Annotated in this window: 22 protein-coding genes; 17 read left to right on the forward strand and 5 right to left on the reverse strand. The window is 63.4% G+C overall.

Going from position 1 to position 23,689, the window contains the following annotated elements; translation table 11 throughout:
• Positions 1 to 58 precede the first annotated feature (58 nt).
• The 3 genes from P3T18_RS32385 to P3T18_RS32395 form a co-directional block, all read right to left on the reverse strand.
• A complete protein-coding gene (locus P3T18_RS32385) occupies positions 59 to 1,174 on the reverse strand; it encodes an alkene reductase (protein WP_429304051.1) in 1,116 nt (371 codons plus the stop codon).
• 159 nt (positions 1,175 to 1,333) lie between these two features.
• Positions 1,334 to 2,155 (reverse strand): alpha/beta fold hydrolase, encoded by an 822-nt coding sequence (locus P3T18_RS32390; protein WP_429304052.1) that lies wholly within the window; start codon positions 2,153 to 2,155, stop codon positions 1,334 to 1,336.
• A gap of 121 nt (positions 2,156 to 2,276) precedes the next feature.
• A complete protein-coding gene (locus P3T18_RS32395; protein WP_429304053.1) occupies positions 2,277 to 2,897 on the reverse strand; it encodes a DUF3331 domain-containing protein in 621 nt (206 codons plus the stop codon).
• Positions 2,898 to 3,067: 170 nt separating this feature from the next.
• On the opposite strand from P3T18_RS32395, the gene P3T18_RS32400 reads away from it, so the two are divergent.
• From P3T18_RS32400 to P3T18_RS32435, 8 genes are all read left to right on the forward strand, one after another.
• Positions 3,068 to 4,666: a GMC family oxidoreductase gene (locus P3T18_RS32400; protein WP_429304054.1), complete on the forward strand. Its 1,599-nt coding sequence runs from the start codon at positions 3,068 to 3,070 to the stop codon at positions 4,664 to 4,666.
• 94 nt (positions 4,667 to 4,760) lie between these two features.
• Positions 4,761 to 5,723 carry a 4-hydroxyproline epimerase gene (locus tag P3T18_RS32405; protein ID WP_429304055.1) on the forward strand — a complete coding sequence of 321 codons (963 nt, stop codon included), beginning with the start codon at positions 4,761 to 4,763 and terminating at the stop codon, positions 5,721 to 5,723.
• Positions 5,720 to 6,877 (forward strand): NAD(P)/FAD-dependent oxidoreductase, encoded by a 1,158-nt coding sequence (locus tag P3T18_RS32410; RefSeq protein ID WP_429304056.1) that lies wholly within the window; start codon positions 5,720 to 5,722, stop codon positions 6,875 to 6,877. The genes P3T18_RS32405 and P3T18_RS32410 overlap by 4 nt, the downstream gene beginning before the upstream one ends.
• Positions 6,870 to 7,145 carry a 2Fe-2S iron-sulfur cluster-binding protein gene (locus P3T18_RS32415; RefSeq protein WP_429304057.1) on the forward strand — a complete coding sequence of 92 codons (276 nt, stop codon included), beginning with the start codon at positions 6,870 to 6,872 and terminating at the stop codon, positions 7,143 to 7,145. The genes P3T18_RS32410 and P3T18_RS32415 overlap by 8 nt, the downstream gene beginning before the upstream one ends.
• A complete protein-coding gene (locus P3T18_RS32420; protein WP_429304058.1) occupies positions 7,142 to 8,437 on the forward strand; it encodes an FAD-dependent oxidoreductase in 1,296 nt (431 codons plus the stop codon). Before P3T18_RS32415 ends, P3T18_RS32420 begins: the two co-directional genes overlap by 4 nt.
• 75 nt (positions 8,438 to 8,512) lie before the next feature.
• A complete protein-coding gene (locus tag P3T18_RS32425) occupies positions 8,513 to 9,289 on the forward strand; it encodes a helix-turn-helix domain-containing protein (protein ID WP_429304059.1) in 777 nt (258 codons plus the stop codon).
• Between the two features lie 163 nt (positions 9,290 to 9,452).
• Positions 9,453 to 10,766, forward strand: a complete 1,314-nt coding sequence (locus P3T18_RS32430; protein ID WP_429304060.1) for an MFS transporter — start codon at positions 9,453 to 9,455, stop codon at positions 10,764 to 10,766.
• A gap of 8 nt (positions 10,767 to 10,774) precedes the next feature.
• Positions 10,775 to 12,013, forward strand: a complete 1,239-nt coding sequence (locus P3T18_RS32435; RefSeq protein WP_429304061.1) for an amidohydrolase family protein — start codon at positions 10,775 to 10,777, stop codon at positions 12,011 to 12,013.
• Positions 12,014 to 12,035: 22 nt separating this feature from the next.
• On the opposite strand, the gene P3T18_RS32440 is transcribed toward P3T18_RS32435, so the two are convergent.
• Positions 12,036 to 12,725 (reverse strand): GntR family transcriptional regulator, encoded by a 690-nt coding sequence (locus tag P3T18_RS32440; protein WP_429304062.1) that lies wholly within the window; start codon positions 12,723 to 12,725, stop codon positions 12,036 to 12,038.
• A gap of 142 nt (positions 12,726 to 12,867) precedes the next feature.
• Positions 12,868 to 13,812: a dihydrodipicolinate synthase family protein gene (locus tag P3T18_RS32445; protein WP_429304063.1), complete on the reverse strand. Its 945-nt coding sequence runs from the start codon at positions 13,810 to 13,812 to the stop codon at positions 12,868 to 12,870.
• A 433-nt stretch (positions 13,813 to 14,245) separates the two neighbouring features.
• Between P3T18_RS32445 and P3T18_RS32450 the strand changes: the two genes are divergently transcribed.
• The 9 genes from P3T18_RS32450 (at position 14,246) to P3T18_RS32490 (ending at position 23,629) form a co-directional block, all read left to right on the forward strand.
• Positions 14,246 to 14,941, forward strand: coding sequence for a GntR family transcriptional regulator (locus P3T18_RS32450; protein ID WP_429304064.1), 696 nt, complete (start codon positions 14,246 to 14,248; stop codon positions 14,939 to 14,941).
• Between the two features lie 27 nt (positions 14,942 to 14,968).
• The gene (gene mtnK, locus P3T18_RS32455) at positions 14,969 to 16,261 is read left to right on the forward strand and encodes an S-methyl-5-thioribose kinase (protein WP_429304065.1); all 1,293 of its coding nucleotides are present in this window, start codon (positions 14,969 to 14,971) and stop codon (positions 16,259 to 16,261) included.
• 59 nt (positions 16,262 to 16,320) lie between these two features.
• On the forward strand, positions 16,321 to 17,391 hold the full coding sequence (gene mtnA / locus P3T18_RS32460) for an S-methyl-5-thioribose-1-phosphate isomerase (protein WP_429304066.1): 1,071 nt from the start codon (positions 16,321 to 16,323) through the stop codon (positions 17,389 to 17,391).
• Between the two features lie 26 nt (positions 17,392 to 17,417).
• A complete protein-coding gene (locus P3T18_RS32465; RefSeq protein ID WP_429304067.1) occupies positions 17,418 to 18,113 on the forward strand; it encodes a class II aldolase/adducin family protein in 696 nt (231 codons plus the stop codon).
• 50 nt (positions 18,114 to 18,163) lie between these two features.
• Positions 18,164 to 19,276, forward strand: a complete 1,113-nt coding sequence (locus P3T18_RS32470; RefSeq protein WP_429304068.1) for a sugar ABC transporter substrate-binding protein — start codon at positions 18,164 to 18,166, stop codon at positions 19,274 to 19,276.
• Between the two features lie 95 nt (positions 19,277 to 19,371).
• The gene (locus P3T18_RS32475) at positions 19,372 to 20,922 is read left to right on the forward strand and encodes a sugar ABC transporter ATP-binding protein (RefSeq protein ID WP_429304069.1); all 1,551 of its coding nucleotides are present in this window, start codon (positions 19,372 to 19,374) and stop codon (positions 20,920 to 20,922) included.
• Positions 20,919 to 21,920 (forward strand): ABC transporter permease, encoded by a 1,002-nt coding sequence (locus P3T18_RS32480; RefSeq protein WP_429304070.1) that lies wholly within the window; start codon positions 20,919 to 20,921, stop codon positions 21,918 to 21,920. Before P3T18_RS32475 ends, P3T18_RS32480 begins: the two co-directional genes overlap by 4 nt.
• A 34-nt stretch (positions 21,921 to 21,954) precedes the next feature.
• Positions 21,955 to 22,965: a dihydroxyacetone kinase subunit DhaK gene (locus tag P3T18_RS32485; protein ID WP_429304071.1), complete on the forward strand. Its 1,011-nt coding sequence runs from the start codon at positions 21,955 to 21,957 to the stop codon at positions 22,963 to 22,965.
• A 34-nt stretch (positions 22,966 to 22,999) separates the two neighbouring features.
• The gene (locus tag P3T18_RS32490) at positions 23,000 to 23,629 is read left to right on the forward strand and encodes a DAK2 domain-containing protein (protein WP_429304072.1); all 630 of its coding nucleotides are present in this window, start codon (positions 23,000 to 23,002) and stop codon (positions 23,627 to 23,629) included.
• Positions 23,630 to 23,689 lie beyond the last annotated feature (60 nt).

Raw genomic sequence — 23,689 nt, forward strand, 5'->3', positions numbered from 1 at the left:
CGTCGGGAGCGAAACGCGTGACGCGAGCCGGATTGCCCGGCTCGCAGGGTGAAACGATTTACAGCGCGCTGCTTGTTTCGAGCGCCGGCGACCATGCCGGGAAATCGGAGTAGTGGGTTTCGTCGCCGCCCCAGAATGCCGCGCGCACATAAGGCGTGAGCGGCAAACCGTGTTTCAGACGATAAGGCAGATCCGGATTCGATGAAAAGTGCCGGCCGAAGGCGACGAGATCGGCGTCTCCGGATGCGACGATCGCCTCGGCGCTGTCACCGTCGAAGCCGCCGGCCGCGATGATCGGGCCTTTGAAGTGCGGCCGGAGATAACTGACGGCAACTGGCGGATGTCCTTCGTGCAAAGTGTCGTCGCCTTTGATGCGCGGCTCGATCACATGCAGATAAGCGATCCTGTATTCGTCGAGTACTTTGGCGACGTGGCTGAAGGTGGCTTCCGGGTTGCTGTCCGAGATGCCGCCCCATTCGCCCGAGGGCGAGATACGTACGCCGACGCGATCGGCGCCCCAGACGGAGATCAGTGCTTCCAGCGTTTCGCGCAGGAATCGCACGCGGTTTTCAATCGGGCCGCCATAGGCGTCGGTGCGTTTGTTCGTACCGTCCTGAATGAACTGATCTACCAGATAGCCGTTTGCGCCATGCAATTCAACGCCGTCGAAGCCTGCGTCCAGCGCGCGTTGCGCCGCCACGCGAAACTCTTCGACAATGCCGGGAATTTCTTCGATATCGAGTGCGCGGTGCGGCGAGGCCGGCACGAAGCCGTCTTGAGTGAGCGCGACGCCTTCGAATGGCACGACCGAAGGTGCGACCGGATCGACACCGCCGGTCATTTCGACGTGGCTCTGACGGCCGCCGTGAATCAGCTGCATGAAGATACGGCCGCCTTTGGCATGTGCCGCATCGGCGATTGCTTTCCAGCCGGCCATCTGTCCGTCGTGATAGAAGCTGGCCGCGCCCAGGTAGGAGCGGGCGGGAATCGAAATGCTGACGCCTTCGACAATTTCCAGACCGCCTTCCGACGCGCGCTGGCCGTAGAAGTCGGCCATCATCGGGCTAGGAATATCGCCCGGCTGGATGGTGCGCAGCCGGGTCATCGGCGCCAGAACCACGCGGTGAGACAGTGTGTAAGCACCGACCTTTTTCGAGGTGAACAAGTGAGCCATGATCTTTCCTTTCGGGTGAAGTGTTTGTCGAGACGTTCAGCAGATGCCGATTCGTTGAGGCAGAATTTATCGATTCCACGGCGCGCAGAGAAGCCGTGGAATTGGGATATGAATCATTCCAGACGGGGATGAGTCGGACCGAATGGCGCTGAACAGCGCTCAGTCGGCCAGAAAGGCATAGATGTCCGCGTTCACCTGATCGGGCATCGTGGTGCACAAGCCGTGTGGGCCGCCGGGATAGATGCGTGTGATCGAGTTGCGCACCAGCTTCGTGGTCGGTATCGCGCCATGAACGATCGGCACCATCTGGTCGTCGTTGCCATGAATGAACATGGTCGGTACATCGAAACGTTTCAGGTCGTCGGTGAAGTCGGTTTCCGAAAACGCCTGGATGGATTCGTATTCGGCATGCACCGAACCCGTCATACCCATCGACGAAAACCATTCCACCACGCCCTGACGCAGGTGACTGCCTGGCCGGTTGAAACCGAAATAGGGCCGGGCGAGGTCGCGAAAAAACTGTGCGCGGTTCGTCGCGATCTGGTGGCGCAGGGTGTCGAATCTCTCTATCGGCAGTCCGCCGGGATTCGTGGCGGTTTGCAGCAGTTGCGCAGGCATCGCGCCGATCAGGATCACGCGCGACACGCGCCGCGTGCCATGACGGCCGATCATGCGTGCGATGTCGCAGGTGCCCGTGGAGTGTCCGATCAGGGCCGCGTCCTCGATGTCGAGCGTGTCGAGCAGGGTGGCGAGGTCGTCCGCATAGGTGTTCATCGTGTGACCGTCGAAGGGCTGGGCCGATCGTCCGTGCCCGCGGCGATCGTAGGCAATGACCCGGTAGCCTTTGTGCAGCAGATAAAGCATCTGTGCGTCCCACACGTCGGCGTTCAGCGGCCAGCCATGCGAAAACACGAGCGGTCGACCCTGGCCCCAGTCCTTGTAGAAAAGGTCAGTGCCATCCTTCAATGTCAGATAGTTCACGTCGCACGCTTTCATTGACGGTGGCAATATCGGTAAGCCAGCGTACTGCGCGCGCTTACCGCGATCCTTTAAAGCGTCTGATAAAAGCTGATGAAATCTGCGGACCTGGTGAGCCGTACGCTCAGGAATGTTCCAGGACCTCGACGGCCGTCGCCAGAATCATTTGCGTGCAGTTCAGCGGCCGGATCGATGCCCGGCTGGCGGGGCTGTAGACAGCGTCGCCGCGACGAACCAGCATGCCGGTCAGCGCACAGAGTCCCGACGACCGCGCCGTTCTGCGCATCCATAGCTGTTCGCCGTAACACGCCGCGGTGGAGTCGTGCCACGTAATCGATATCGATCTCGCGCCGAGTCGTTCTACAAAACTCACGCGCACATTCTTCTTATGTGTCGAACGTCCCTGCTCGCGTTTGACGGCGGCCGCCGTGCGCTTCTCTTTCTGCCTGTCGTTCTTTCTGCAGGGAGCGGGCGCGCTTGCAGTGCCACGGCGGCGTGGGCCTGGTTCAGCGTCTGCATGAGCGACTGGATGAGCGCCTGCCTGACGGCGGGCGAATTCCGACAGACCGGTCACGACGGCGCTCCATGGATCGGCTGGCGTTTGTGCGCTGCGTATTGGGCCCGGAGCCGGCAGGGCGACACTTCCCGTTATCTGGGCGCGGGCCGTGTTCAAGGGCGCCTGCAATCTGCCCATAGGCGGCAGCCCAGGCTGGCGAATCTCGTTGCGAACTTCGGTCGTGTTCATTTCTCATCCCCTTGCGTCGGCAGTTGGCTGTCACCCGTGCTTAAAATAGCAACCGGTAGATGTTTCGTCCTTGAGCGACGCTGACGCCGCCTGAAATAAACTGCGGCGCGCGGCAAAGTCCGCCATATAGCCATTGCAAAGCGCCGCACGCGCTCACTGATAATGAATTCATGACCATCGAGACAACCGACGCCGCTGCGTTCGCGCAACGTGTGCGCGCCAATCAGCAGGCACTCGCGGCCGGCCTGACGCGCTCCTACGACTTCATCGTGTGCGGATCGGGCTCGTCCGGCTCGGTGGTCGCGCGGCGTCTTGCCGAAGACCTCAACGTGCGGGTTCTGCTGCTGGAAGCGGGCGGGAGCGACGACACCGCCAGCGTTGCCGAGGCCAGCGCATGGCGCAGCAATCTCGGCAGCGAACGCGATTGGGACTACCGGACCGAGCCGCAGGCGGGCGCCACGGGACGTCGGCTGCCGATGAACATGGGCAAAGTTCTCGGCGGCGGTTCGAGCATCAACGCGATGTACTGGGTGCGCGGCCACCAGTCCGACTGGGACCATTTCGCCGAGGAAACCGCCGACCCAGGCTGGAATCACGAGTCGGTCAGACAGATCTATCGCCGTGTGGAGGACTGGTCGGGCGAACCGGACCCTTCTTATCGCGGCAGCGGAGGACTCGCGTTCGTCGCGCCGGTGCGCTTGCAGCCGGTCGGTCACGCCCTGTGCGAAAGCGCAGAAGAAGCCGGCATCGCCCGTTTCGGTTCCCTGAACGGCGCGATGACCGAGACCGCTGAAGGTTGCGCGCCCAGCGAGTTCCGGATACGCGAAGGCCGGCGTCTGTCGATCTTTCGCTCCTACCTCTACCCCTGCATGGATCAGCCGAATCTGACCGTGCTCACGCAGGCGAGGGTGCTGCGGATCAATCTGGACGGCCGGCGGGCAGTGGGTGTCAGGGTCGCGGTCAACGGCAGCGTGCTCGATATCGCGGCGGGTCACGAAGTCGTGCTGTCGCTCGGCGCAGTGCATACGCCGCAGGTGCTGATGCTCTCCGGTATCGGCGACGAAGCCGAGTTGCGCCGCGTGGGACTCGACGTGCGGCAGCATTTGCCCGGCGTTGGGCGCAACTTCCAGGACCACTGCAACTTCACCGGGAGCGAATGGGAGATGCGCGCGCCGATGGAAGTCTCGGGGGTGGCTCAGGCGATGATGTTCTGGCGTAGCCGCGACGAGCTGGACAATCCCGACATACAGATATTCCAGCTGCTCAATTACCGTGCGTCGGTCACACAGTTGCCTTCGCAACAGAATTTCATGACCTTGATGCAGGTCCTCGTCCGTCCAAAAAGCCGGGGTTATCTGCGGCTCACCGGGGCAGGTCCGCTCGATCCGGTCGCCATTCATGCCAACGTACTGGAACATCCCGACGACGCAAAAGCGCTCGTGTCCGCCATGAAGTTCTGTCGAAGTCTCGGCGCTTCCCGCGCCTTCGCACCGTTTCTGCGGCGGGAAAGCCTGCTTCGCGGCGTCGCCGACTCGGCGCTGACCGAGACGTTACGCGGCTGCGCCAGCACGATCTGGCATCAGTCGTGCACGGCCAGAATGGGACGCGACGCAATGTCGGTGGTCGACGGCACTCTCAGGGTGACCGGCTTCGACAATCTGCGCATCGCCGATGCCTCGGTCATGCCGCGCATCACGAGCGGCAATACCATGGCGCCCTGCGTGGTGATCGGCGAGCGCTGCGCGGCGCTCATCAAGGCAGCGAATTAGCGGCGCACGCCAAGCGTCACTATGCAGAAATCGTCATCCGATGATGCGCTAACCGTCAAGACCCGGCGCCATCCGGCGGGTAGCATCGTCGTTCATGAAAACACACCTTGCCATCTCAGTCATCGACTCGCACACGGGCGGCGAGCCGACACGTCTCGTCGTGGACGGCGGCCCCGATCTCGGGAACGGTCCGCTCAGCCAGCGCCTCGATATTTTCCGGCGGGATTTCGACGACATCCGCTCGGGCATCGTCAACGAGCCGCGCGGCTCCGACGTAATGGTCGGTGCGCTGCTTTGCGAGCCTTACGAGAGCGACTGTTCGGCAGGCGTCATCTTCTTCAATAACGTCGGCTTTCTCGGCATGTGCGGTCACGGCACCATCGGCCTGATCGTTTCGCTGGCGCACATGGGCCGTATCGCGCCCGGCATGCACCGCATCGACACGCCGGTGGGGATCGTCGAAGCGCAGTTGCACGACGACCTCAGCGTGACGGTGCGCAACGTGCCTGCCTACCGGTATCGCCAGAACGTGGCGCTCGACGTGCCGGGCCTCGGCCTCGTGCACGGCGATATCGCGTGGGGCGGCAACTGGTTTTTCCTCGTCTCCGATCACGGTCTTTCGCTCGCGAGTGCCGGTGTCGACGCGCTGACGCAGGCATCGTGGGCGATCCGCGAAACACTCGAAGCAAACGGTGTGACCGGAGAAGACGGGGCGCTGATCGACCATGTTGAGCTGTTCGATGCGCCGTCGCACGCGGGCCTCGACAGCCGCAGCTTCGTCCTGTGTCCCGGCAAGGCCTACGACCGCTCGCCGTGCGGCACGGGCACGAGTGCGAAGCTTGCCTGTCTCGCGGCGGACGGCAAGCTCGCCGAGGGCGTGGTGTGGCGCCAGGAGAGCATCATCGGCAGCGTGTTCGAAGCGCAATACGAGCGCGACGCAAGTCTGCCCGCCGGCTACGTGCGGCCGAGCATTTGCGGCACGGCCCACGTCAGCGCCGAATCGAAACTGATCTTTGCGAGCGACGATCCGTTCGCATGGGGCATTCGCGCGCAATGACGAGGCCGGATGTGATCGTCGTCGGCGCGGGCATCGTGGGCGCCGCCTGTGCGTATGAACTGGCCCAGCGCGGCGCGCGCGTGCAGGTTTTCGATCAGGCCGGTATCGGCGGCGGCGTGACGGCGGCGGGCATGGGCCATGTCGCCGTGATGGACGATTCGCCCGCGGAATTCGCGCTGTCCGCGTGGTCGCGCGAACTGTGGCTGGATTTGTCCGCGAGGCTCGACTCACGGCACGCGTTCACGCGCTGCGGCACGCTATGGGTCGCGGCGGACGACGAGGAATACGCGCTCGCCGAGACGCGCCATGCGGCGCTCAGGCAGCGCGGAATCGCGAGCGAGGTGCTCGACGCGCAGCAGATGCGGGACGCCGAACCAGCGTTACGCGACGGCTTGCGTGGCGGCATGATCGTCGGCGACGACTGCGTGGTGTACGCGCCCACGGTCGCGGCATGGCTGCTGGCGCAGTGCGGCGCGGGCCATATCGACGTGCGGCTCGATACGGCCGTTACGCGCGTGGACGAACAGGGCGTGGTTCTCGCGAGCGGCGAGCGCTGCGCCGCCGGCTCGGTGCTGATCGCCAACGGACTCCAGGCCATGCACCTGCTGCCGGATTTGCCGATGCAGGCCAAAAAAGGCCACCTGCTCATCACCGACCGTTATCCGGGCATGGTGCGTCATCAGATTCTCGAACTGGGCTACATCAAAAGCGCCCACAACACGAGCGGCACCTCGGTTGCCTTCAACGTCCAGCCGCGTCCGACGGGACAACTGCTGATCGGCTCATCGCGGCAGTTCGACAGTGTCGACCCGGCGGTCGAGCCGGCCATACTTGGCCGCATGCTGACGCGCGCAGCCGACTACATGCCGGGCCTCGCGTCCTTGCAGGCGATCCGTGCGTGGACGGGTTTTCGTCCCGCGACGCACGACGGCTTGCCGCTCATCGGTCCCGCCGCGCCGTTCCTGCCGCGCGGATGCCATGCGTCGACGTGGCTCGCCACGGGCCACGAAGGCCTCGGTGTCACGACGGCGCTCGCCACCGGCAGGCTGATCGCGGCGCAGATGCTCGCCACCGGCGAGTCCCTGCCGATCGATCCCAGCCCGTATTTTGCGGCGCGCACGAATAGTGCGGGGCAGGAGACGGCCCATGCCTGAACTGATTTCCCTCTACGTCGATGACAAACCGGTGCGCGTACCGCCCGGTATCACGGTGGCCGCGGCGATCGCCTATGCGGCGGCAGATTCGCGCGGCGCAGGGATCGTGACGCGCCGCTCGGTAGCGGGCTCGCTGCGCGGTCCGCTTTGCGGCATGGGCATCTGCCAGGAATGCCGCGTCACGATTGACGGAGAACCGCACCGGCTGGCCTGCCAGATGAGCTGCGTCGAAGGCATGCAGGTCGTGACCGGAGAAGCTCGCCAATGAACTTCGACATCCTGATTATCGGCGCGGGCCCCGCTGGTTTGCACGCGGCCCAGGTGGCCGCGCAAACAGGGTGCCGGGTCGGCATCGTCGACGATAACGCCTTGCCTGGTGGCCAGATCTGGCGGCAGGGTCCGGAGCATGCGCCGGATCGCCAGGCGCGCGCGGTCATCGACGCGCTGACGCAGCAGCCCAACGTGACGTGGATGAGCGGTACGCGTGTCGCGCAGGCTTTGCCGGGCAAACAACTGCTCGCGGAAAACCGCCAGTCCGGCGTGGTAATCGGCTACGACAAGCTGATCGTGGCGACAGGCGCGCGCGAGCGCTTCCTGCCGTTCCCCGGCTGGACATTACCCGGTGTCACGGGCGCGGGCGGCTTGCAGGCGCTCATAAAAGGCGGCACGCCGGTGCGCGGTCAACGGGTCGTCGTGGCGGGAAGCGGGCCGCTTCTGTGGGCCTCGGCCGCTACCGCCCGCACCGCCGGCGCCCGCATTGCCGCGATCGTCGAACAGGCCTCGCCGCGCTCGGTGCGCGGCTTCGCGGCAGGGCTCGTCTCGACGCCCGCCAAACTCGCGCAAGCATTACGCCTGCGGCTTGATTTGCACGACACGCCGTATCTGTGCGGCGCGCATGTGGTCGAAGCGATCGGTGAGGGGGCAGAGGGCGGACTCGCCCGCGTGCGGATTCACCAGCGTGAGCGTCGGGGCGAAACAACGATAGATTGCGAGCGGCTCGCCTGCGCTTACGGTCTCGTACCGAATACGTCGATCGGTGTCGCGCTCGGCTGCGCGTTGCGCGATGTGCACGACACCGTCGCGCTCGAGGTGGACGACTGGCAGTCCACATCGGTGCCCGACATCTACGCGGCGGGCGAATCGACGGGCGTGGGCGGCATGGAGTTGTCGGCGGTCGAAGGCCGCATCGCGGCCTATGCCGCGCTCGGCGCACGCGAGAACGCCCGCGCGCTTTTCAACAGACGTGCACGTTACCGCCGTTTCGCCGACCGCCTGCACACGGCCTTCGCGCTCGCGCCGCATCTGCGGAACATGGCCGCGCCGGACACGATACTGTGCCGCTGCGAAGACGTCACGTGCGGCGAGGCCGCGCAGCACCGTTCGTGGCGCGATGCAAAACTGCACACGCGCTGCGGCATGGGCCCGTGTCAGGGAAAGATATGCGGTGAAGCGGCGGCGTTCTGTTTTGGCTGGCCGCGAAACGGACAGCGGCCACCGTTCGTGCCGGTGCGCGTCGGCACACTGATGGAAGCCGCGTCGGAAGCCGCGCCGCAATCCTGAGCGTTCATGCAGGTGGCGGCGTGAGGCCGCCAATCTTGCGCCGATACCCTCGAAAACAAGCCTCTTCGGGCCCTCATGCCAGATCTGTTTCTGCAGTCCGTCAGTCATGCTTCGTCGATCGAACAGATGGTGGCGCATTTCTCGTTGCTCGAACCGCTCTTCGACGCCATGTCGGACGTGGTGTTCTTCGTCAAGGATCACGACGCGCGCTACGTGCTGGTCAACACGACACTCGCTCTGCGATGCGGTTTTAAAAACAAGCACCTTTTGCACGGAAAAACCGCCGAAGAAGTCTTCCCCGCGCGTTTTGGCCTGAGCTACACCGCGCAGGACGAAGCCGTGGTGCGAGACAAAACGCGCCTGACCGACCAGCTCGAATTGCATCTGTATGGCGGCCGCCAGCCCGGCTGGTGCCTCACGTCCAAATTGCCGCTTTGCAATGGCAACGGCGACGTAGTGGGCGTCGCGGGCATTTCGCGCGATCTGCGCGCTGCCGAGGGCGAGCATCCGGCATATCGGCGTCTTGCCATCGCGGCCGGCTACATCCAGGAAAACTACGCGCAACCCATCAAGCTCGCGCGACTCGCGAAGCTCATCGACATGTCAGTCGCACAGATGGAGCGCTACTTTCACCGCATCTTTCATCTGACGCCGCGCCAGTTCCTGCTGAAAACGCGCCTCGATGCAGCATCGGCATTACTCGCGCGCGAATTGAGCATTACCGAAGTGGCGGCTCAATGCGGTTATGCCGATCACAGCGCCTTCACGCGCCAGTTCAGGACTACTGTCGGAATGACGCCGAGTCAGTATCGCGCGCTGCTGCATCCACGCGTGCGCCGCGCCGGCCAATGATTCGTGAACACGGCGGCGCCGCACCACGTGAACTATGCCGAATTCGTCCTGTCGCACACGGCAAACACTCAAGACGGCGCAAATTCGGCTTCCTACCATGCACGACAGATGTGTGACGGTTCAACCGAATTCGCAGTTACGCAGTTAAATTGAGGAGATCAGTGTGTCAAACGATTCTACGCGTAAGCCTCACGACGAAAAATCGCTCGCCCTGTACCGCCGGCGCGCCATCGTGGCGACAGTCATCGGTAACGGCTTCGAGTGGTTCGACTGGACCGTCTATAGTTTCTTCGCCGTGACGATCGCGAAGCAGTTCTTTCCCACGGGCAACGAACTGACTTCGCTGCTGCTGTCGGTCGCCACCTTCGGGGTCGGTTTCGTCATGCGTCCGGTTGGCGGAATCGTGCTCGGCGTGCTGTCCGACCGGGTCGGCCGCAAGTTCGCGCTGTCGCTGACCATCGTGCTGATGGCGGTAGGCACGGGGCTCGTCGGCATCACGCCGAGTTATGAAAAGATCGGTCTCGCGGCGCCGCTGATCGTCGTGCTCGCCCGTCTTTTGCAGGGCTTTTCCGCGGGCGGCGAAATGGGCGGCGCCACGGCATTTCTGACCGAATACGCGCCCAAGGAAAGCCGCACGTATTATTCGAGCTGGATTCAGGCCAGTATCGGTCTTGCCGTGCTCGTCGGCACCGGCATCGGCACGCTCGTCACGTCGACGCTGGATTCCGCCGCGCTCAACGCATGGGGATGGCGCGTGCCGTTCCTGCTCGGCGTGCTGATCGGACCGGTGGGCTACTTCATTCGCAGCCGTATCGACGAGACGCCGGTGTATAGCGCGATGCGCGAGAGCGAGAAGACCGATTCGCCGCTCAAGGAAATCATTCGCACGTATCCGCGGCAGACGTTTGCCAGTTTCTCGATGGTCATCCTGTGGACCGTCAGCAGCTACGTGTTTCTCTACTACATGCCGACCTATTCGGTGCGCTCGCTGCATTTACCGCAATCGGCCGGCCTTATCTCCGGCATGCTCGGTGGCACTGTACTGCTCGTCGCGTCGCCGATCATCGGCAAACTCGCGGACAAATACGGCCAGCGTCCTTTTCTTACCGCCGCGGCCATCGCCATGCTGATCTTCGCGTACCCGATGTTCGCGTGGGTCGTGAACGCGCCGAGCCTCGGTGCACTGCTGGTGTTTCAGGCCTTCTTCGGATTCCTGATCGCCATGTACAGCTCGCCGATTCTGACCGCCATGGCCGATCTGTTCCCGGCTCGGGTGCTGTCCACCGGGCTTTCCGTGGCCTACAACTTCGCGGTCATGCTGTTCGGCGGCTTCGGGCCTTTCTTCATCACGTGGCTGATCGCCAGAACGGGCAGCAACATGGCGCCCGCGTTCTACGTGATGTGCGCGTGCCTCGTGAGTCTTGCCGGAACATGGTGTCTCGCCGACAAGCGCAACCGCCTCGCCATTGCAAACTAGGAGTGTGCATGCCAATTACGGTTCTGAAAAACGGTAACGTCCTCGATCTGGAGAAGGGGACGTACCTGGAAGGTTATTCCGTGGTCATCGAAGGCGAACGGATCGTCGAGGTGACGAATGCTCGCACGGAGTTCCACGACGCGCGCGTGATCGATGCAAAGGGCAAGACGATCATGCCGGGGTTCATCGATTGTCACGTACACGTGCTGGCCTCGCACGCGAATCTCGGCACCAATGCGGCCCAGCCGAATATCCTCGCGACGATTCGCGCGTTGCCCTTACTCGACGCCATGCTCTCGCGCGGCTTTACGACCGTGCGCGACGCGGGCGGCGCCGACTGGGCGCTCATGCATGCAATCGAGACGGGCCTGACTCCGGGGCCACGCATTTTCCCGTCGGGCAAGGCGTTATCGCAGACGGGCGGCCATGGCGACTTTCGTCCGCGCAGCGATACGTTCGAGCCCTGTTCGTGCTGTTTTCGCGCGGGCGCGATTGCGCGCGTGGTGGACGGCGTGGACAACGTGCGCCTCGCCGCGCGCGAGGAAATTCTGCGTGGCGCGACGCAGATCAAGATCATGGCGTCGGGGGGCGTTGCGTCGCAATTCGATCCGATCGCCAATACGCAGTACTCGGAAGATGAAATCCGCGCGATCGTTGCCGAAGCCGAGGCCGCCAATACCTACGTCATGGCTCACGCGTACACGGGACGAGCCATCGCCCGCGCGGTGCGCTGCGGCGTTCGCACGATCGAGCACGGCAACCTGGTCGACGAGGCTGCGGCGAAAGTGATGCGCGAGCATGGCGCCTACGCGGTGCCGACGCTGGCGACCTACGACGTGCTCGGCGTCTACGGCGCGAAGCTCGGGCTCACGGCGGATTCGATTGCGAAAGTGGAGGGCGTGCAGAAGGCCGGGCGCGAATCGCTCGAAATTTTCCGCCAGGCAGGCGTGCCGATGGGTTTCGGCTCGGATCTGCTCGGCGAGATGCAGGAGTTCCAGAGCAACGAATTCCGCATTCGTTCGGAGGTCATCGGGAATCTCGAAACCTTGCGCTCGGCCACGACGATTGGCGCCGAAGTGCTGAACCGTCAGGGCCAACTCGGCGTGATCGCAGCGGGCGCACTCGCCGATGTGCTGGTGGTGAATGGCGATCCGCTGGTCGATATCGAAGCCGTGGCGAACGGCGCCGAGAGAATCGAGTACGTGTTTCAGAGCGGTAAGCTCGTCAAGCAGACACGACCCATGTAATCACGTGAAGGCGCAGGCCGGCTCAGCGGGAGAGCCGCCTGCGCGACACGATGAACGCTTTGAGTTCATCGCACGCATGGTCGATATGCCGCTTTAGAAGCGACGCCGCGCCGCGTACGTCGCCCACTTTGCACAGACGAACCAGTTCGCCGTGCTCCTCTTCGGCACGCCTGCAACTTTCGGCGCTCAGCGAAAGCTGAAGCCGCGTATAGCGGTCGGTTTGCTGGAGCAGTGAACTGACGATAGCCGAGGTACGCGGCTGGTCGGCTCGGGACATGAGCAGATCGTGCAGACGGGTATTCAATTCACCCCAGCGTGCGGGGTTCTGCGCGTGCAATTCCTGCCGATATTCGGCAAGGATGAGATCGAGTTCGGCGAAGTCGGCGGCCGTGAGTTTTGGCGCCGACTTTTTCAGCAGACTGGGTTCGAGCAGCGCGCGCAATTCGAACAGCTCGGCGATTTCCGGGGCGGACAACTCCGACACGATGGCCCCTTTGTGCGGAACGATGCGCACCAGTCCTTCGCCTTCGAGTTGCACCAGTGCTTCACGCAAGGGGATGCGACTGACGCCGAGTTCGGCGGCGAGCGCGTCCTGTCTGAGCTGAAAGCCTTCCGGCAATTCGCCCGAGAGTATCTTGCGCCGCAGTTCGTCTGCGGCAGCCTCAGCGACGGTAGTTGCTCGTGACCGGGAGGATGCCGCTGTTGAATTCATAGGAGAGTCGGGAGTGGAGTCAAGCCGCGGACGTCGATCGGGCGGTAAAGGTGGCGCAAATTCTATCACCAGTGCTGCCGTTCGATGTCAGGCCAGCAGCGCGGCGAGTACTCGCCGCGCTGCTGGCCGGTAACGTGGAATGTCAGTTGTCGATGCCTTTGGACCACGCGCCGTACCACGTGCGGAACAGCGCATATTGCGTTTCGGCGTAGTTGCGCTGCGCGTCGGTAAGTGCGTCGGTTTCGTTGAAGTGAAGTGTGTATTCCTTCTCGCCGTTCAGCACCATCAGGTACTTGTAGAAAAGAACGAGGTCGGTTCCTTCGTCGAAAGAAGACAGAACGGCCAGTGCCGAGTCGAGTTCTTTCGCCAGCCTGCGCGCGGTGACGTCGCCGGCGGCGGCCTTTTTGCTCAGCTTCACCAGTTGCAGAACTTCACGCGGCAACGCATTGCCGATACCCGTGATGGCGCCCGACGCGCCGCAATTCACGAAGCCGTGCACGACCTGCGTATCGACACCGACCATCAGAATCACGCTGTCGTCCTGCGACGTGATGTTCTCCGCTGCGTAGCGCATGTCGGCTGCACCGCCGAACTCCTTGAAGCCGATGAGGTTGGGGAATTGACGACGCAATTCGAAGAACAGATCCGCGCGCGTGGCGAAGCCGTAGTACGGGCTGTTGTAAATCACAGCGGGCAGGCCGGGCGCGGCCGCGAGAATGGCGGAAAAATGGGCCTTTTGCGCAGTGAGCGACGATCCGCGCGACAGCACGCGAGGAATGACCATCAAGCCTTGCGCGCCGACTTTAGCCGCGTGCGCGGCATGCGAAACCGCTTCTCTGGAATTGACCGCCCCGGTTCCGACGATGGTCGGCACGCCGGCCGCCACGAGACGTGCAACGCCTTCCTGACGTTCTGCTTCCGTGAGAAGCGGCCAGTCGCCCATCGATCCGCAGTACACCACGGCGCTCATGCCGAGGTCGACGAGTTCACGGCCCTTGGCGACGAGCGCGTCGAAATCCGGCTTGCGATCGGCAGTGCAAGGGGTCATCAGTGCGGGGATTGTGCCTTCGAAGATTTTGGTCGACATCACGCGTTCCTGGGTAATCGGGAGGGGTTCGGAGAGAGGCGAAGCGCGGCGAGGTCGCCGCGACACAACAATCTTAGCGTGGGCGAATATTTTATACAATCCAATTCTAAAAACTGGATTTTTGAGATCGTCGCCACGCGAGTTGTCCTGCCTGTAAAAACGAGAAAATAGCGTTTTATTTAGCGTGAATACGGATATTTTTGCTCGATATTCGATTCATTTTGTGAGCGAACCGATAACATGAATTGTATAAAATGTTCACGAATAGTGGATGGCAGCCAACAAAGCCAATCACCATTCAGGCGCCTCAAAATGTGCAACCGCAACATCCCGCGCCGAGGGTAAACACCACCAAAATACATCAGACATCTGATCTATATTGCTCCCGTACCGTCCATGCGATCCGTGTATGCGCCTAAGCGTCGAACACTCGATGAGCGAGAAAATCCAGGAATCGTTGATGACGATGATCCGGGAAAAATCGCTTAAGCCAGGTGACCAGATACCCACTGAAATAGAGCTTTGCGAGCAGTTAGGGGTCGGCCGGTCGAGTCTTCGGGAAGCGGTCGCGCAGATGATCTCGCATGGTCTGCTCTCCAGGGTCCAGGGCCGCGGCACCTTCGTCAGACAAATTTTTCTGAAGCTTCACGGCGGCCTCGATGATCTGATGTCTGTCACCGACATGATCCGCAGCGTGGGCGCCGTCCCGGCCACTTGCCGCCTGAAGGTCGAACAGATCAAGGCGTCGGAGAGTCTGGCCGGCAAGCTGCGGCTGGACGTAGGCGCCGAATGTGTGCGCATCGAACGTGTGCGCTGCGCGGACGACGCGATTGCCGCCTATTGCATCGACACCGTGCCGAAGCATGTGTTCGACGCGTGCGGCGGCGAACTCGGCGAGTCGTTGTTCGCCATGTTCGAGCGGACTGGACGGAGGCTGTCGCACACTCACACATCCATCCAGCCCACCATTCTGACGCCGCGCGATCTGCCCGAACTGGGCGATGGCTTCGGCCTGTTTCTGCTACTCGACGAAGTGGATTTCGATCAGACCGGTGAGCCGATCTGCTATAGCAACGACTACTACAACACGAGCATCTTCAAGTTCGATCTGGTTCGCAAGAAGCGCTGAACCGTTTCGATCGTGGAGGAGACATTCATGGAATTCGAAGCACTCAGTTCTTCTGAGTTGTCGGCGTATTTGCGCAGTGTTCCGGCGGTGTATGCGTTGTTGAATGAACCCGGCGAAACAGGCGATCTCGACATTGCGGAAGTGGGCGACGGCAATCTGAACTTCGTCTATTTCGCGAGCAATGCGCGTGCGCCCGAAAGAAGTGTCGTGGTGAAGCAGGCGCCGCCGTTCCTGCGGCTCGTCGGCAAATCGTGGCCGCTCACGCGGCATCGCATGGAGCGCGAAGTCGCCGCGCTGCAGCGTTTTGGCGCACTGTGCCCGCAGCATGTTCCGCGCGTGTATCACGCCGACAGCGATCTGTTCCTGATGGTGATGCAGCGGCTCTCTTCGCATCGGATCCTGCGACAGGCGCTGATGGATGGCATCGTTTATCCGAAGCTCGCGGCGCATCTGTCCACCTATCTGGCCCACACGCTGTTCTACGGTTCCGATCTGTTTCTCGCGCCCGACGTGAAAAAGCATGCCGTCAGCGATGCGGTGAACACCGAGTTGTGCAAGATCACCGAAGACCTCGTATTCACGTATCCATTCGAAGATCATCCGTCGAACGTGTACAGCCCCGCGTTTCCACGCGCGGAAATCGAGCGGCTGCGACAGTCGCCCGCATTGCGTCTTGCCGTGGCCGACATGAAATGGTCGTTCATGAACGATGCGGAGACGCTTCTGCACGGCGATCTGCACACCGGTTCGATCATGGTGAACGAAGACGAAACCTACGTAATCGATCCGGAATTCGCATTCTATGGACCGATGGGTTTCGACATCGGCGCCGTGCTGGCCAATCTGCTACTGGCTTATTTTTCGCGCGACTGGCACGACCGCGAACAGGACACAGCATTGCAGCTTCACGCGGACGGCGTGCCGTATCGCGACTGGCTGCTCGAACAGGTCAGCGCGGTTTGGAGCGGTTTCGAAAAGACGTTTCTGAAACTTTGGCGCGTGCACGAAAGCCGGCGCAAGAGTCATTTCATCGGTGACGATCCGGGCGGCGTGTGCGTCGAAGCCTATCGCGCCCGTTTCATGCGGCGGCTGCTCGCACAGTCGCTGGGTTTCGCGGGCTGCAAGATGATCCGGCGCATTGTCGGCATGGCCAAGGTGGCCGATATCACGAGCATTGCCGATCATAGTTTGCGCGCCGCTGTCGAAGTGCGCGTGCTGCGTTGCGCCGAGCGCCTGCTGGTGGAGCGCGACGCGATCGACGGCATCGCACAGGTGCTCGCAATAGCACGCGAGGCGCAAGCCGGAGGACGCGCGTCATGACGGCGCCCGCATCGTCCGACACAGTCGACTCTCACGCTTCAACCCGACCAGGAGCACGCATGGTTTCGCTGTCGCCTTTCCTGAACCTGCCGGCCACGCTCGCGTGGGAAGACGATTGCTTGCGCATACTCGATCAGACCCGCCTGCCTCAGGCGACGGTGATTGAAAACCTGACCGACGCCCATGCGGTGTGGCGCGCCATCCACGAACTGCGCGTGCGCGGTGCACCGGCGATCGGCGTGGCGGCCGCCTATGGATTGTGTGTCGCCATGCAGGATGCGCGCGATCTGCCCATCGAGGCATTCCGCGAGGCGCTCGAGGAACGCGCGGCGTATCTCGACAGCGCGCGGCCCACCGCGGTCAATCTGAGCTGGAGCCTGAAGCGCATGTTGCGCGTGGCGGAACGTTCCACTGCGCGCGACGCGTCGTTGCTCTATCGCGAACTGGTGGACGAGGCCGTGCGCATTCACGGCGAAGACCAGGCGCTGTGCGAGCAGATCGGCCGACACGGCATGACGCTCATTGCGCCCGGCAGCGGCGTGCTCACGCATTGCAACGCGGGCGCGCTGGCCACGACCGGGCTCGGTACGGCCACGGCACCGATCTATCTGGCGCAGCGCGCGGGCGTCGCTTTTCACGTCTACGCGGATGAAACGCGTCCGCTGCTGCAAGGCGCACGGCTCACTGCCTACGAATTGCAGCAAGCCGGTGTGGACGTGACCTTGATCACGGACGGCATGGCAGCGTCGATGATCGCGGAAAAGCGCGTGGACGTGGTGATCGTCGGCGCGGATCGGGTGGCCGCGAACGGCGACTTCGCCAACAAGATCGGCACTTTGAGCCTTGCCATCGTTGCGCGCTATTTCAAGGTGCCGTTCTACGTTGCCTGTCCTTCGTCGACACTGGATCTGCAGACGCCCGACGGCAGCGCGATCGTGATCGAGGAGCGCCGCGACGACGAAGTCACGCATGTCGGCGGCCAGCCGGTCGCGCCCGAAGGCGTGAAGGTGCGCAATCCCGCTTTCGACGTCACGCCGCACGATCTCGTCACGGGCTACATCACGGAGCGCGGCATCATCGCGGCGCCGTTCGACACGCAATTCGCCACGCTGTTCGGAGAAACCACGTGAGCATGGGCAAGGCTGCGAACGAAGCCATGAGCGAAGCCACAAAGGAAGCCACGACGGAGGCATCGCTGCGCGCGCAGATCGTGCAGACTGCGCTCGAGATGGAGCGGCTGCGCATCAATCAGGGCACCTCGGGCAACGTCAGCGTGCGCTGGCGCGACGGGCTGCTGATCACGCCGAGCGGGGTGCCCGCCGCCTCGCTCACCGCCGGCATGATCGTGTTCCTGCCGCTCGATGTGCAACCGGACGCAGACGTCTTCAACGAACGCAGGCCGTCGAGCGAGTGGCGTTTTCATCGCGACATTCTGTGCGCCCGCAACGACGTCGACGCAATCGTGCACACGCATTCGAACGCCGCCACGGCGATGGCGATTCACGGCCGGGACATTCCCGCGCATCACTACATGGTCGCGGCGGCAGGCGGCAATTCGATCCGCTGCGCGCCGTATGCGACCTTCGGCAGCCAGGCGCTCTCCGATCACGCCTTGCAGGCACTGCAAGGACGCACGGCCTGCCTGCTTGCGCATCATGGCGTGATCGCGCTGGGCCGCGATCTGGCGCGGGCGCTATGGCTCGCCAACGAAGTCGAAGTATTGGCGCAGCAGTATCTGCTCGCCAGTCAGCTCGGCCCACCGCCCGTGCTGTCCGATGAGGAAATCGGCGAGGTGGTGAAGAAGTTCAGCAACTACGGCATGCGGCGGGAGAGCAGCAACAGTAAAGCCTGACACCAACCAGCAACACACTGCGCTAGATAACTTGAACAATGGAGACAGACATGGCCTGGAATTCAGCAAGATTCGAGCGGTGGAACACCTTGGGCGCGTCGACGGGCGCCATCGTGCTGTGCGCGGCCGCTGCGTTGAGCGGCTGTTCGAAGAGCGAGTCACCCGCGCCGTCCACGACCGCAGCGAGCGATGCGGGCGCGAGCGCCGCGGCCGTGGCAGGAGCGAGTGCGGCGCCGGCCGCCGCGGGCGGCAAGCCCAAGATCGGCTTCTCCGTGGCGACCCTGAACAACGCATTCTTCGTCGGCCTGAAACTCGGCGTGGAGAAGGGCGCGAAAGAGCAAGGCTTCGACCTGGTGCAGACCAATGCGAACGGCGACGCCCAGCAGCAGGTCAACGACGCCAACAATCTGCTGAGCCAGGGCGTGACCGCGCTCGTGCTGAATCCGATCGATTCGAAGGCCATCATTCCCGCCGTGCAGAAAGCCAATTCGATGGGAATTCCGGTGTTCACGCTCGACCGCGGCTCGGATGGCGGCACGGTGACCTCGTTCGTCGCGTCGGATAACGTCGCGCTCGGCGCGACCGGCGCGAAGTGGATCGCCGACAAACTCAAGGAGCGCTACGGTTCGCCGAAAGGCAACGTGGTCGATCTGATCGGGCTGGTCGGCACGACAGCGGCGACGGATCGCGAGAAAGGCTTCAGCGACGAAATGGCGAAATACCCGGATATCAAGGTGGTCGCGCGTCAGGAAGGCGCCTTCGACCAGGAGAAGTCGCTGAACGCGATGACCAATATCCTGCAGAAATTCCCGCAGATCGACGCGGTCTTCGGCGCGAACGACGACAACACCGTCGGCGCGGAAAAAGCGATCGACAACGCCGGCCGTTACAAGCCGCTCGGCGACAAGGAGCACATCATGGTGATCGGCGCGGACGGCACCGCGCAGGCGCTCTCCGCGATTCGCGCGGGCAAGCAGGACGCGACCATTTCGCAGAACCCGATCGAGATGGCGGGCAAGGCACTGAGCTTCATCGCCGACAACAACGCGAAAAAGCCGGTACCGGCGAATTACGCGTGGCCGACGCTGCTGATCGACAAGTCCAACATCGACTCCGACGAAACCAAGAAGTACGGACTCTGGTCGTTGCAGGTCAGCCAGTAAGCGAGGCGCGCAGTTAAAGGTAGATCAGGTAGATGAAGGCAGACGCGCGCATCGTCCCGAATCGATGCGTGCGTCGTGTCAATCAGGAATCGAACATGAACGGGCAAGTGCAATCGCAGTCCCCGCTCGCCGCGCCACCTGATGGGCGCGGCGGCCATGCACCTTTGCTGCATATGGAAGGCATCGTCAAGAGCTTTCCCGGCGTGAAGGCGCTGCGCGGCGTGAGTCTCACGCTGCACGCGGGGCATGTCATGGCGATCGTCGGCGAAAACGGCGCGGGCAAATCCTCGTTGATCAAGACGCTGTCGGGCGCCTACGAGCCCGACGAAGGCACCATCGAGATCAACGGCAAGCCGCTCGCGCGCGGCACCAACGCGGCGATCGACGCCGGTGTCGCCGTGATCTATCAGGAGTTGTCGCTCATCAACGACATGACGGTGGCCGAGAATCTGTTTCTCGGCCGGATGCCGGCGCGCAACGGCTTCGTGCTGCGGCGCGATGCGGACAAACGTGCACGCGAAGCGCTCGCGCAGGTGGGACTCGACAACGTGTCGCCGTCCACGCGGCTCGGCGACCTGCCGTTGAACAGACGTCAACTCGTCGAGGTTGCCAAGGCCGTTGCGCGCGACGCTCGCATTCTCGTGATGGACGAACCGACCGCGGCCCTGCAGGCCGGCGATATCGCCAATCTGTATGCCGTGGTGCGCCGGTTGCGTGCGGCGGGCATGGGCATCATTTTCATCTCGCACCATCTGGAAGAAGTATTCGAGCTGGCCGACTCCGCCGTGGTGATGCGCGACGGCGCGACCGTCGGCGTGCGGCCGATGGCGCAATGGACCGAGCAGGAACTGGTGCAGGCCATGGTGGCGCGCAACCTCGATTCGTTCTATCCGTGGGAGCCGCGCGAATATGGATCGGTGGTGCTGGAAGTGCGCGATCTCGCGAGTCCGCCGATTGTGCGGCATGCGAGTTTCAGCGTGCGCGCCGGGGAAATCGTCGGCATTGCTGGCATTGCGGGCGCGGGCCGCACCGAATTGCTCAAGGCGATTTTCGGCGCACTGAAAGTGACCGAAGGCGAAATTCATATACGCGGCCGCAAGGTGTCGGTCCATTCGCCCACGGAAGGCGTGCGCCACGGCCTCGTCTACACGGCGGAAGACCGCAAGCTGGAAGGCCTGGTGCTGGACGCGAGCATCGAGGAAAACATCGCTTTATCGAGTCTCAAGGCACTCGCCACCGGCGGCTTCGTGCGCAACGCGCGCAAGCGCAAGCTCGCGCAGGAGGAAAGCACGCGCTTCGCGGTGCGTGCGCCTTCGGTGCTGCAAATCACCGGCAATCTGTCGGGCGGCAATCAGCAGAAGGTGATTCTCGGCCGCGCCAGTGCGACGCAACCCGCCGTCATCATGCTCGACGAACCGACGCGCGGCATCGACGTGGGCGCGAAAACGGAGATCTACGCGCATATGGTGTCGATGGCGCGTGCGGGCGCGGCGGTCGTGATGGTGAGTTCGGAGTTGCCGGAACTGCTGGGCATGTCGGACCGCGTGCTCGTGATGTATCGCGGCCGGATCGTCACCGAGTTGCCGCGCGACAAGGCGGATTCGGAGACGGTCATTCAATGGGCGACGACGGGAGTAGGGGCATGACTTCGACGGCAGCAAAACCGACAGATTCTGAAGCGCGCTCGAGCCGGGTGATGCGCCAGTTGCGCAGCGGCATCGGCCCGCTGTTCGCCGCGCTGGTGATCATCTGCGTGGCGCTTTCCATTGCTTCGCCGGAATTCCTCACCACCAGCACGCTGACCAACATCATGGTGCAGGTCTCGGTGGTGGGCATCGCGGCGGTGGGCGGCACCTTCGTCATTATCACCTCGGGCATCGACCTCTCGGTCGGCTCGCTGGTCGCGTTGAGCGGCATGGTGGCGGCGACGCTGATGGCGGGCTCCACACCCGATAACGTCGGGCTCGGCGTGGCAGGGCTCGCCATCGCAATTGCCGTGGGCGCGGGCGTCGGCGCGCTCAACGGTATTTCGGTGGCATGGTTGCGGCTCGTGCCGTTCATCGTGACGCTCGCGATGATGGCGATGGCACGCGGCCTCACGCTCGCCATTTCCGACGGCCGCACGAAATTCGATTTTCCCAGCGCTTTCACCGCGTTCGGCGCGAAGTCGGTGGCGGGCATGCCCGCGCCGATGATCGTCATGCTGATCGTGTTTCTGATCGGCCATGTGCTGCTGCGCAAGACCACCTTCGGGCATCAGGTCTTCGCGGTGGGCGGCAACAAGGAAGCCGCGCGGCTCGCGGGCATTCCGGTGCATCGCGTGATTTTTCTCACGTACATGCTGGCCGGCGTGACGGCGGCCATTGCCGGCATCGTGCTCGCGGGACGTCTGAACTCGGCCTTGCCTTCGGCGGCCAACGGCCTCGAATTGCAGGTGATCGCGGGTATCGTGATCGGCGGCACCTCGCTCGCGGGCGGTCGCGGATCGATTGTCGGCACCTTCATCGGCGTGGTGCTGATCGGCGTGATCAATGTCGGTCTGTCGCTGCTCGGCGTCAATCCATTCTGGACCCAGTTCATTCAGGGCGGCGTGATTTTCGCCGCCGTGATGCTCGACGCGCTCAGCCAGCGTCGCAAGAACTGAGTTCTTTTCCAACCGGATCACCCAGGAGAGTCGTGTGAAAAAGATCATCAATCAGCCGGACCAGTTCGTCGACGAAGTGATCGATTCGCTGTTGATCGCGCATCCGGGCTGGATCAAGGCCGCCACCGCCGACCGCCGCGCGCTGGTGCGGGCCGATGCGCCGAAGAAGGGCCGCGTGGGCATCGTGACGGGCGGCGGATCGGGGCACATGCCGGGCTTTCTCGGCTACGTCGGCGAAGGTCTGTGCAGCGGCGTGGCGGTGGGCAACGTGTTTTCGTCGCCTTCGTCGGAACAGATTTTCGAAGCGACCCGGGCCGTGGACGGCGGCGCCGGCGTGCTCTACGTGTACGGCAATTATGGCGGCGACGTGTTCAACTTCGATCTCGCCGCCGACCTCGCGGAACCGGAAGGCATCGAGATCAAAACCGTGTTGCTCACCGACGATGTCGCGTCGGCGCCGCCGGAACGCGCGAGCGAGCGGCGCGGCGTCGCGGGCATGGTGTTCGCGTTCAAGTGCGCGGGCGCGGCGGCCGAACGCGGCGATTCGCTGGAGGACGTCGCGCGCATCACCGCGAAAGCCAACGCGCAATGCCGCACGATGGGCGTGGGTCTTTCGCCGACCATCCTGCCCGCGGCCGGCAAGCCGACTTTCACCTTGCCCGACGGCGAAATGGAAATCGGCATTGGCATTCACGGCGAGCCCGGCACACATCGCGGCAAACTCGAAACGGCCGACGCGATCGCCGACCGTCTGTCCGGCGAAATCCTGCGCGATCTTGCCGCGCCGAAAGGCTCGCGCGTCGCGGTGCTGGTCAACGGACTGGGCGCGACGCCGCTCGAAGAGTTGTATCTGCTCTACCGGCGCACCGCTGCGGCAATCGCGGACCAGGGCCTGACGATCGCGCGCTCTTACGTGGGCGAATACGTGACGAGTCTGGAAATGGCCGGGGCGTCGATCACGGTGATGCTGCTGGACGACGAACTCGAAGCGCTGCTGGCCGCGCCCGCGCGTTCGCCGCTCTTTCACGACTGGTCGCCGGCATGAGCGCGGCCGGCAATCTATCCGGGAGGAGAACTGCATGAGTATTTCCTGCGGCGAATTGCGCGCCGTGCTGACCCGCGCGCTATCCACATTGCCCACGCACGCCGAGGAGTTGCGCGAACTCGACGCGGCGCTGGGCGACGGCGATCTGGGCATCACGGTACAGGCCGGTTCGAAGGCGGTGGTGGCCGCGCTGGCAGCCTTGCCGGAAACGGCCGCCGTCAACGAGATGCTGCTCGCGGCCGGCAAGGCTTTTTCGACGGCGAATCCGTCCACGTTTGCAGCGCTGATCGGCGGCGGCCTGCTGGCGGCCGCCAAAACGATGGTGGGCAAGACCGAAGTCGGCAAGGACGAGGCGCTCGCGATCGGACGCGCAGTAGCGGCGCGCATCGTCGAGCGCGGCAAGAGCCAGGTGGGCGACAAGACCGTGCTCGACGCGCTCGTGCCGAGTCTCGACGTGCTCGACGCTTCGCAAGGCGATGCACAGGCACTGCTGGCAAAAATGATCGACACCGCGCGCGAGCGGATCGAGGCGACCTCGGGATTGCAATCGCAGAAGGGTCGCGCGGCGTGGGTGCAGGAGCGCAGCATCGGTCATCCCGACCCCGGCGCAACGGCCTATTTGCGCTTCCTGGAAGCATTGCGCGTGGCGCTGAGCGGCGACTGAGTCGCGACTCGGTTACCCATCAGCCCATCATTAGCGCAGCAAAAGCTGCGAGGAGACCTG

Origin of the sequence: Paraburkholderia sp. GAS199 (assembly GCF_050436585.1) — a bacterium.
Taxonomy (GTDB): domain Bacteria; phylum Pseudomonadota; class Gammaproteobacteria; order Burkholderiales; family Burkholderiaceae; genus Paraburkholderia.

What these genes read in the sequence shown, in the direction of transcription:
- P3T18_RS32385 (WP_429304051.1), bottom strand. Translation starts at nt 1,174, where the DNA reads ATGGCTCACTTGTTCACCTCGAAAAAGGTCGGTGCTTACACACTGTCT.
- P3T18_RS32395 (WP_429304053.1), bottom strand. Translation starts at nt 2,897, where the DNA reads ATGAACACGACCGAAGTTCGCAACGAGATTCGCCAGCCTGGGCTGCCG.
- P3T18_RS32400 (WP_429304054.1), top strand. Translation starts at nt 3,068, where the DNA reads ATGACCATCGAGACAACCGACGCCGCTGCGTTCGCGCAACGTGTGCGC.
- P3T18_RS32405 (WP_429304055.1), top strand. Translation starts at nt 4,761, where the DNA reads ATGAAAACACACCTTGCCATCTCAGTCATCGACTCGCACACGGGCGGC.
- P3T18_RS32410 (WP_429304056.1), top strand. Translation starts at nt 5,720, where the DNA reads ATGACGAGGCCGGATGTGATCGTCGTCGGCGCGGGCATCGTGGGCGCC.
- P3T18_RS32415 (WP_429304057.1), top strand. Translation starts at nt 6,870, where the DNA reads ATGCCTGAACTGATTTCCCTCTACGTCGATGACAAACCGGTGCGCGTA.
- P3T18_RS32420 (WP_429304058.1), top strand. Translation starts at nt 7,142, where the DNA reads ATGAACTTCGACATCCTGATTATCGGCGCGGGCCCCGCTGGTTTGCAC.
- P3T18_RS32425 (WP_429304059.1), top strand. Translation starts at nt 8,513, where the DNA reads ATGCCAGATCTGTTTCTGCAGTCCGTCAGTCATGCTTCGTCGATCGAA.
- P3T18_RS32435 (WP_429304061.1), top strand. Translation starts at nt 10,775, where the DNA reads ATGCCAATTACGGTTCTGAAAAACGGTAACGTCCTCGATCTGGAGAAG.
- P3T18_RS32440 (WP_429304062.1), bottom strand. Translation starts at nt 12,725, where the DNA reads ATGAATTCAACAGCGGCATCCTCCCGGTCACGAGCAACTACCGTCGCT.
- P3T18_RS32445 (WP_429304063.1), bottom strand. Translation starts at nt 13,812, where the DNA reads ATGTCGACCAAAATCTTCGAAGGCACAATCCCCGCACTGATGACCCCT.
- P3T18_RS32450 (WP_429304064.1), top strand. Translation starts at nt 14,246, where the DNA reads ATGAGCGAGAAAATCCAGGAATCGTTGATGACGATGATCCGGGAAAAA.
- mtnK (WP_429304065.1), top strand. Translation starts at nt 14,969, where the DNA reads ATGGAATTCGAAGCACTCAGTTCTTCTGAGTTGTCGGCGTATTTGCGC.
- mtnA (WP_429304066.1), top strand. Translation starts at nt 16,321, where the DNA reads ATGGTTTCGCTGTCGCCTTTCCTGAACCTGCCGGCCACGCTCGCGTGG.
- P3T18_RS32465 (WP_429304067.1), top strand. Translation starts at nt 17,418, where the DNA reads ATGAGCGAAGCCACAAAGGAAGCCACGACGGAGGCATCGCTGCGCGCG.
- P3T18_RS32470 (WP_429304068.1), top strand. Translation starts at nt 18,164, where the DNA reads ATGGCCTGGAATTCAGCAAGATTCGAGCGGTGGAACACCTTGGGCGCG.
- P3T18_RS32475 (WP_429304069.1), top strand. Translation starts at nt 19,372, where the DNA reads ATGAACGGGCAAGTGCAATCGCAGTCCCCGCTCGCCGCGCCACCTGAT.
- P3T18_RS32480 (WP_429304070.1), top strand. Translation starts at nt 20,919, where the DNA reads ATGACTTCGACGGCAGCAAAACCGACAGATTCTGAAGCGCGCTCGAGC.
- P3T18_RS32490 (WP_429304072.1), top strand. Translation starts at nt 23,000, where the DNA reads ATGAGTATTTCCTGCGGCGAATTGCGCGCCGTGCTGACCCGCGCGCTA.